This is a genomic window from Thermogladius sp. (assembly GCF_049970955.1).
Classification (GTDB): Archaea; Thermoproteota; Thermoprotei_A; order Sulfolobales; family Desulfurococcaceae; genus Thermogladius.
This window is the reverse complement of sequence record NZ_JBMFLY010000051.1, coordinates 1-6,061: the sequence shown is the minus strand read 5'-3', so window position 1 is coordinate 6,061 and position 6,061 is coordinate 1. Positions and strand designations below refer to the sequence as shown.

Genomic DNA, 6,061 nt, shown 5'->3' with positions numbered 1-6,061 from the left:
TGGGACGTCGTCTACAACTACGACGACTACGTGTGCTACGGCCTCTGCCAGTCCAACTACACTTCGCGAGGCTTCAACCAGTCCTTCACCAGGTTCTACAACGCCGTCAACCTCTCGGCCCAGTCCGTGTCGGCGCTCCTCGCCTCCAGCCTCTACAGTACGGTCAGGAACTGGGCGGGGCTCATGAACACCCTCGGCTACACGGTGTACCCCTCGGGGATTATAGTGAACGCGTCCTACGCCGCGACTATAGCCAGCGACAGCGCCACGGGCTCCTCCTACAGCAGGGTCGCGCTACGCGTCAACGTCACCGTCGACGTGTACAACCCCTATCTCGGGTACAAGAGGATCACGAGGTGGCTGGAGATAGGCTACACAGCCGTCTTCCAGCAGGGTTACTGGAAGTACGACGGGCTCTACATACCCGTCTACGTCACGGCCTACGTGAACTTCAACGGCGCCCCCTCGAGCTACATCGTAAACCCGAACTCGACCAGGTTGACAGTGTACAGCGGGAGCCTGGCCCTAATGAACTTCACGCAGACAAGCAAGGGTAACATAACGATGAGCCCTGTAGCCGCGTACTACTACGGGAACGGCACCACGTACCTCGTCTTCAGGATACCCATAAGCCCGAGCTACTACTGGCCCTGGCTCCAGGAGGTCGCTGTCTGGAGGTATCTCGTGCTGAGCTCGGCCTACTGCGACGACAGCTACCCGCCACCCTACAGCCTGTCACTCCCCGACCCAAACCAGCCCGAGCTGGACATGTTGAGGAGGAAGGTCACAGTGGCCTTCCTCTGGGCGGGCCTCCTGGGGGTCGAGATATACGGGTTCAACCTGCTGACAGGGCTGAAGCTGGTCTTCAAGTACTACGCCAACACCATCCCGCCCTCAGGTGACTGGGTCGACAGCGTACCCTTCGACCTGTTCGGCGACGAGAGAGCCAGCTTCCCGCCCGGCACGGTAGTCTAGCCCCACATCGCGGCTCTTGCTCCTGGCAACGCTTTTTACACCGGGCGCCAATCCCTCTACACGGGAGCTGTCTAGCCATGAGCTGGCTGGTGGGGCTCAGCGAGCCGGTCGCGCTTCTAGTAGGGGGCCTAGCCGTCTCCCTGGCCTTCGGCTCGGGCTGCCTACTGGGGGGCAGTCCAGCCTGCTTCGCGGTGGCGGCGGTGGCCTCCTTCCTGGCGGTGGTACCCCACGAGCTGGCACACAGGAACACGGCTAGGAGGATGGGGTGCTGGTCGAGGTACGTCCTCTCTCCTATAGGACTCCTCGTCACGCTGGCGACCTCCCTCCCGTTCGTCCCGGTGAAGTTCGTGATGCCCGGGTTCACGCTCGTGTCGCCCCCCACGTACGACAGAGAGGAGCTGAGGAGGATAGACGGCCTGGTCAGCCTGGCGGGCCCCCTCTACAACATTGCCGTCTCCATCGCCTCGGTCAGCGTACTCCAACTCGCGCCCGGGCTCGTGGGCCCCCTGCTAGCGAGCGCCCTCTACAACGTCGGCTACGTGAACGCCTGGGTCGCGCTCTTCAACCTGCTCCCAGTCCCCCCTCTAGACGGCTCGAAGGTCTTGAAGTGGAAGCCGGTGGTGTACCTCGTGGTAATCGCTGTCAGCGCCCTACTCTACTTCTCCTACTTCACCTGGTAGGCGAGGCGACTTACGCGGCTTACGGTCGGGGTCTACTCTTCAACACTCCTGCTCATGTTGTAGAAGAAGTACGCTAGGACGATGTACGCTAGGAGGCTTGTGAACTGGACCGCGAACTCGACTATGTTGAAGGGCAGGTATAGCTGGCCTAGGCTGATGAGCGCCGTAGTCGTGTTCAGGCTCCCGTTGAGGAGGCTCTCCCTAACAGACCTTATGCCCGCCTCTATAGAGGGCAGGTAGACCAGGGGGGCGAGTAAGAGGAGGCCGTAAGCGATCAGTAGCGCCGGCGCCACGAGAGGGGGCCTCCCGCTGTAGAGCTTGCGGAGGAGTATCAGCCCCGTAGACTCGAAGAGTAAGCCTACGGAAGGCACCACCACCGTCACCACCGTCAGCGGGCTCTCCAGCTGGTTTTCGAGGGCTACAAGCGCGTCGGCCATCTCGCTCGAAGTCATGTTCTCCTTCAAGCCCGCAACCTGCTGGGAGGGTGTTAGCGCCAGAGCCACGTTTAAAGCGATAACCAAGAGGACGCCCACGAGGGCGACTATGAGAGCCCTGCTCTTGAACCACTGGTACAGCCTGAACCACCCGTATGCTGAGACCACGAAGCCCGCGAGGGAGACGACCGGGAATACCCTCATCACGTAACCGTACATGAGGGCCCTTAAGCCCGTTCGGAGCCCGCTCATCTCAGGCTCCTTTAATGCTCTTAATGTAGTTCTCCAACTTTTCTATTATAAGCCTAGCCCTCTCCCTCTCCATGCTGTTGACGCACTGCTCCAGGAGGCTCAGCCTCTTCCTCTTGTACTCCTCCGGGCTCAGCCTCCCCTCTGCGAGAAGCTGCTGTATCTTGCTTAGGCAGTCCTTCTCGAAGTCCAGCGACCAGGGGGCCATGACGTAGATGTCCTCGTACCTCGGGTCAACCCGCCTTATGACCACGAGCCCCGTGAGCTCGCTCTTCGCCACCAGCTCCCTCACCTGCGCCAGCTCGCTAGCCTCGAATATGAAGGCCTCGTAGTGCTTGAAAGCCTTAAGGACCCTCTCGGCGAGCTCCAGTATGCTAGGCACTCTCGTCACCCAGCCTGGTCTCCCTCACGGGGATCTTCAGCTGCTCCACGAACAGCCTCACGAGCCACGCGTAGACAGGGCTACCCACGCTCCTCCGTAGGCTCCCGTCGACGTACTTGGCCTTGTAGACTAGTTCGCCGCTGTGGTTGAACAGCAGAATATACCCCTTCACCCTCTTCAGGTAGTTCCTGACCATCCACACGTAGATGACGAAGTCCCCTTTCTCGACCCTCAAGCTGACCCTTTTAGCCCTACCCCTGACGTACACGGGCTTGGCCTCGGTGGATGACGCGATGTACTTGTCGCAGGGGAGTATCCTGGAGGCGGCTCTCGAGTACACGTAGACGTTGCTGTACAGCACGTGCTTCCCGCTCTTGCTCTTCGAGGACTCGACCTGGAACTCTCCCACCACGCTACTCACGGCCGCCACCCGCGATCTTCAGGACCCCCCCTTTGAACTCTACTACGGGCCTCTCGACGTCCACGACTATTGCCAGGGGCTCTTTAGCCAGCTGCCTGCTGAGGGAGACCTGCTTGGCCGTTATCACGACGTTCTTGACCTCCTTGAACTCCCAGCTCTCAGCGAGCCTCCCCTCGTCGCTGTAGTAGAAGGCCTTAACCGCGTACTCCTCGAACATAGGGTAGAGGTAGAGGACGACCTTGCCCACGGCCGCCACCTCAAGAGGTTATCTTCATGTGCTGGTAAGCCTCCAAGTCGACGGCCGACTCGGGGATCTCGCCGGCCAGCTCCTCGAGGTAGTCGTTGACCACGGCCGAGAACCTGGGCTCGTAGTCCATGCTGTACTTCTCCCTCCTAACGTAGCCTCTAACCAGCACCGTGAGCGGCAGGCCCTCCGCGACCAGGTCTAGCGGGTTGTCCAGCACTATCCTGTTCCCCGACACCTCGCAGGTCCCGAGAGCTATGAGCGGCTCTCCCTTGAGCGAGTAGATCACGCTCCTGGGCAGCGGTGTAATGTCCACGACGTCCACCCAGATGTCCTCCCTCGCCAAGCCGACGGCCCCCGCGAGCTCCTCTTCGAGCTCTCGCCTCACTCTCTCCCTGATACTCTTATCGTAGGCCAGCCTCAGGACTTTAAGCGTGCTCCAACCCCTCTTGAAGGGCGTTACCACCGCCTCCCTCCCCACCCGCTTCCACGACGGCTTCCTCTCAACTAGAAGCGCTCTCGCAAGCTGGCCCAGCCTACTCCCCTCCCTCACCGACTCTCTAAGCATCAGGTCGTAGAGCCCCGCGTCCGTCAGGAGCAGGAAGTCCCTCACCTCCCCCCTGGCGACAGCGTTGACGGCGCTCCTCAACCCCAGCTCCTCGTCGAGCAGGACGAGTATGTCGTAGAGGATCCTGTCGAAGGCCCTAGCAACGCTGTGGTAGTACACGTGGTGGTACATGCTAGCCTTGGCGGTCATGTAGGCCTTGAACTCCCCGAGCCCGCCTCTCTCCAGCACCAGCTCCGAGACGTCCCTGGGGTTAGGGTAGGTGTTCTTGACCAGCTTTTCGTGGTTGATGGAGCCGTACTCGCCCGTGCCCGCGTAGTAGCTGTCCCGCCTCAGGAAGTCCAGAACGTCGGCGGGGTAGTAGCTGTCCTTGATCACCCTCCTCACAAGCCTTAGGACGGGTTCGCGCGGCTCCCCCGGGCCGAGCAGCTCCTCCACTACGCCCGCCAGGTCGCTGAACCCGCTCTTCTTACCCAGGTCGTCTACGAGGTCCTTCAAGGTGTGCCTGTACACCAGTAGCCCCACTCTCTCGTGGTTCGCGACCTCCGGGCTGACGCCCCCACGCCAGAGCACAGCCTCTTCGAAAGTGTGGCCGAACGGCCCGTGGCCGATGTCGTGGAGTAGGCCCGCTAACCTGCCCGCCTCCACGAGCTCGTCTACGCTGTACCCAGCGAGGGCCTCGGGGCCTACGAACCTCACAAGCTTCCTGAGGACGTCCTCGGCCATCACGCCCGCCAGGTGCATTACGCCTATGCTGTGCTGGAACCTCGTGTGGACAGCTCCAGGGTAGACGAGGTGGGCGGTCTGCAGCTGCAGTATGTACCTGAGCCTCTGCACGGGGAGGGTGCCCAAAACCCTCTCTTCGATCTCCTTGTTGTAGTAGACGTGCCCGTAAATAGGGTCGCTTATCTCCTTCCAGGAAAGGCCGCTGAGGCTCAACAAACCACCTTGTGGGAAAAATGGCGTTTGGGTGGCTAAAAACGTGATGGCGGTCGCGGTACGAGGGCTACTTCCTCTCCTTGTACACCCAGCCCTGCTCGGTCCTCACGGCAAGCCCCGCCTTCTTGAGGTCCTGTAGCCTGCCCCTCACAGTGTTGTAGTTCAGGTTTGTCAGCTTCTGTATCTCCTTCGGCGTCAAAGGCCTCTTCTCTCTCTTCAAAACCTCGAGGACGATCTCCTTGGCTGTCTTAGCCTCGGACACGCCACACACCCGATCTGATCCATGGGATCTAGGATCCTTTAAAACGGGTCGGGCTTCTAGAAAAGGGGTCTACAGAGAAATGGTGTAGCCCTACCCGGGGATCGCCTCGTACATCATTGCCCTGAACTCGCAGTGGTTGTCTCCGCGCGCTATGCACTTCTCCTCGACGACCTCGACCCTCCTGCCGAAGACCCCCTCGAGGAACCCCTCGATCAGGCCACTAGTGAAGTTCCCTGCCGGTCCGATGAGCCCAGCCTCCTTGGCCGCCGCACACTCGAAGTTGTCCTTGACCTTGAACCTGACCTCCAGCCCGCGCAGGTCGTACTCCGCGTCCCCCAGCCCCAGCGCCTTGAACATGTCTACGAGGAAGTCGAGGGAGAGCTTCAACTGGGCTTCGGGGGACTGCGGGGCCGACATAAGCGAGTACACACCCTGGTACACGTACCTCCCCACGCCCTTCCCGGCGAACCTGAGCACGCCGCTCTGCTCGGCCCTGCCCACGCTCCTGGAGACCGTTCTGAGGGCCTCCGCTACCATCCCCGCCGAGAGGACCAGCCCCCTCTCGTTTAAGAACCTGAGCTCGCCCAGCTTCGGGAATAGGAATATGTCCATGCCGCTCGCCGCCTCCACCGCGAGGACGATTTCTCTCATCCCCTCGAGAACCCTCTTGAGCTCCCCCGCGCACCTCTCGTCGCAGTCCTCGAGTATGATCAGGAGGTGCCCCCTGTCCCCTGTCACGAGGTACGGGGTCGTCACCTTGACGATGTTGATCCTCCTCTTGGCGATCTCGTCCACGACCCTCGCTACTACACCGGGCTTGTTGACAAGCTCTAGGAGGAGAGCCGTGTAGTACTTGCCACCCGCGTATATCGCGGTGTCAACCTCGATACTGGGCCCTCTACGCCCCCGC

Annotated in this window: 9 protein-coding genes; 2 read left to right on the top strand and 7 right to left on the bottom strand. The window is 61.0% G+C overall.

Features of this window, described 5'->3' with window-relative positions; translation table 11 throughout:
- Together ACP5VX_RS05865 and ACP5VX_RS05860 are read left to right on the top strand one after the other, a co-directional pair.
- A partial coding sequence (locus tag ACP5VX_RS05865) for a hypothetical protein (RefSeq protein WP_428724953.1) occupies nucleotides 1-975 on the top strand: 975 nt, incomplete at its 5' end.
- Nucleotides 976-1,052: 77 nt separating this feature from the next.
- Complete coding sequence (locus ACP5VX_RS05860; protein ID WP_428724952.1) at nucleotides 1,053-1,655, top strand: site-2 protease family protein; 603 nt, start codon at nucleotides 1,053-1,055, stop codon at nucleotides 1,653-1,655.
- Nucleotides 1,656-1,687: 32 nt separating this feature from the next.
- Here the strand turns inward: ACP5VX_RS05860 and ACP5VX_RS05855 are convergent, their stop codons facing one another.
- The 7 genes from ACP5VX_RS05855 to ACP5VX_RS05825 form a co-directional block, all read right to left on the bottom strand.
- Nucleotides 1,688-2,341, bottom strand: a complete 654-nt coding sequence (locus ACP5VX_RS05855; protein WP_428724951.1) for a hypothetical protein — start codon at nucleotides 2,339-2,341, stop codon at nucleotides 1,688-1,690.
- 1 nt (nucleotide 2,342) lies between these two features.
- Complete coding sequence (locus ACP5VX_RS05850) at nucleotides 2,343-2,720, bottom strand: hypothetical protein (RefSeq protein ID WP_428724950.1); 378 nt, start codon at nucleotides 2,718-2,720, stop codon at nucleotides 2,343-2,345.
- Nucleotides 2,713-3,141 (bottom strand): hypothetical protein, encoded by a 429-nt coding sequence (locus tag ACP5VX_RS05845; protein WP_428724949.1) that lies wholly within the window; start codon nucleotides 3,139-3,141, stop codon nucleotides 2,713-2,715. The genes ACP5VX_RS05850 and ACP5VX_RS05845 overlap by 8 nt, the downstream gene beginning before the upstream one ends.
- The gene (locus ACP5VX_RS05840; protein WP_428724948.1) at nucleotides 3,134-3,388 is read right to left on the bottom strand and encodes a hypothetical protein; all 255 of its coding nucleotides are present in this window, start codon (nucleotides 3,386-3,388) and stop codon (nucleotides 3,134-3,136) included. Before ACP5VX_RS05840 ends, ACP5VX_RS05845 begins: the two co-directional genes overlap by 8 nt.
- A 10-nt stretch (nucleotides 3,389-3,398) precedes the next feature.
- Entirely contained in the window at nucleotides 3,399-4,889 is a 1,491-nt protein-coding gene (locus ACP5VX_RS05835; RefSeq protein ID WP_428724947.1) for an HD domain-containing protein, read from the bottom strand.
- A 67-nt stretch (nucleotides 4,890-4,956) separates the two neighbouring features.
- Complete coding sequence (locus ACP5VX_RS05830; RefSeq protein WP_428724946.1) at nucleotides 4,957-5,151, bottom strand: HTH domain-containing protein; 195 nt, start codon at nucleotides 5,149-5,151, stop codon at nucleotides 4,957-4,959.
- A gap of 90 nt (nucleotides 5,152-5,241) precedes the next feature.
- On the bottom strand, nucleotides 5,242-6,061 hold an 820-nt coding region (locus tag ACP5VX_RS05825; protein WP_428724945.1), incomplete at its 5' end, for a V4R domain-containing protein.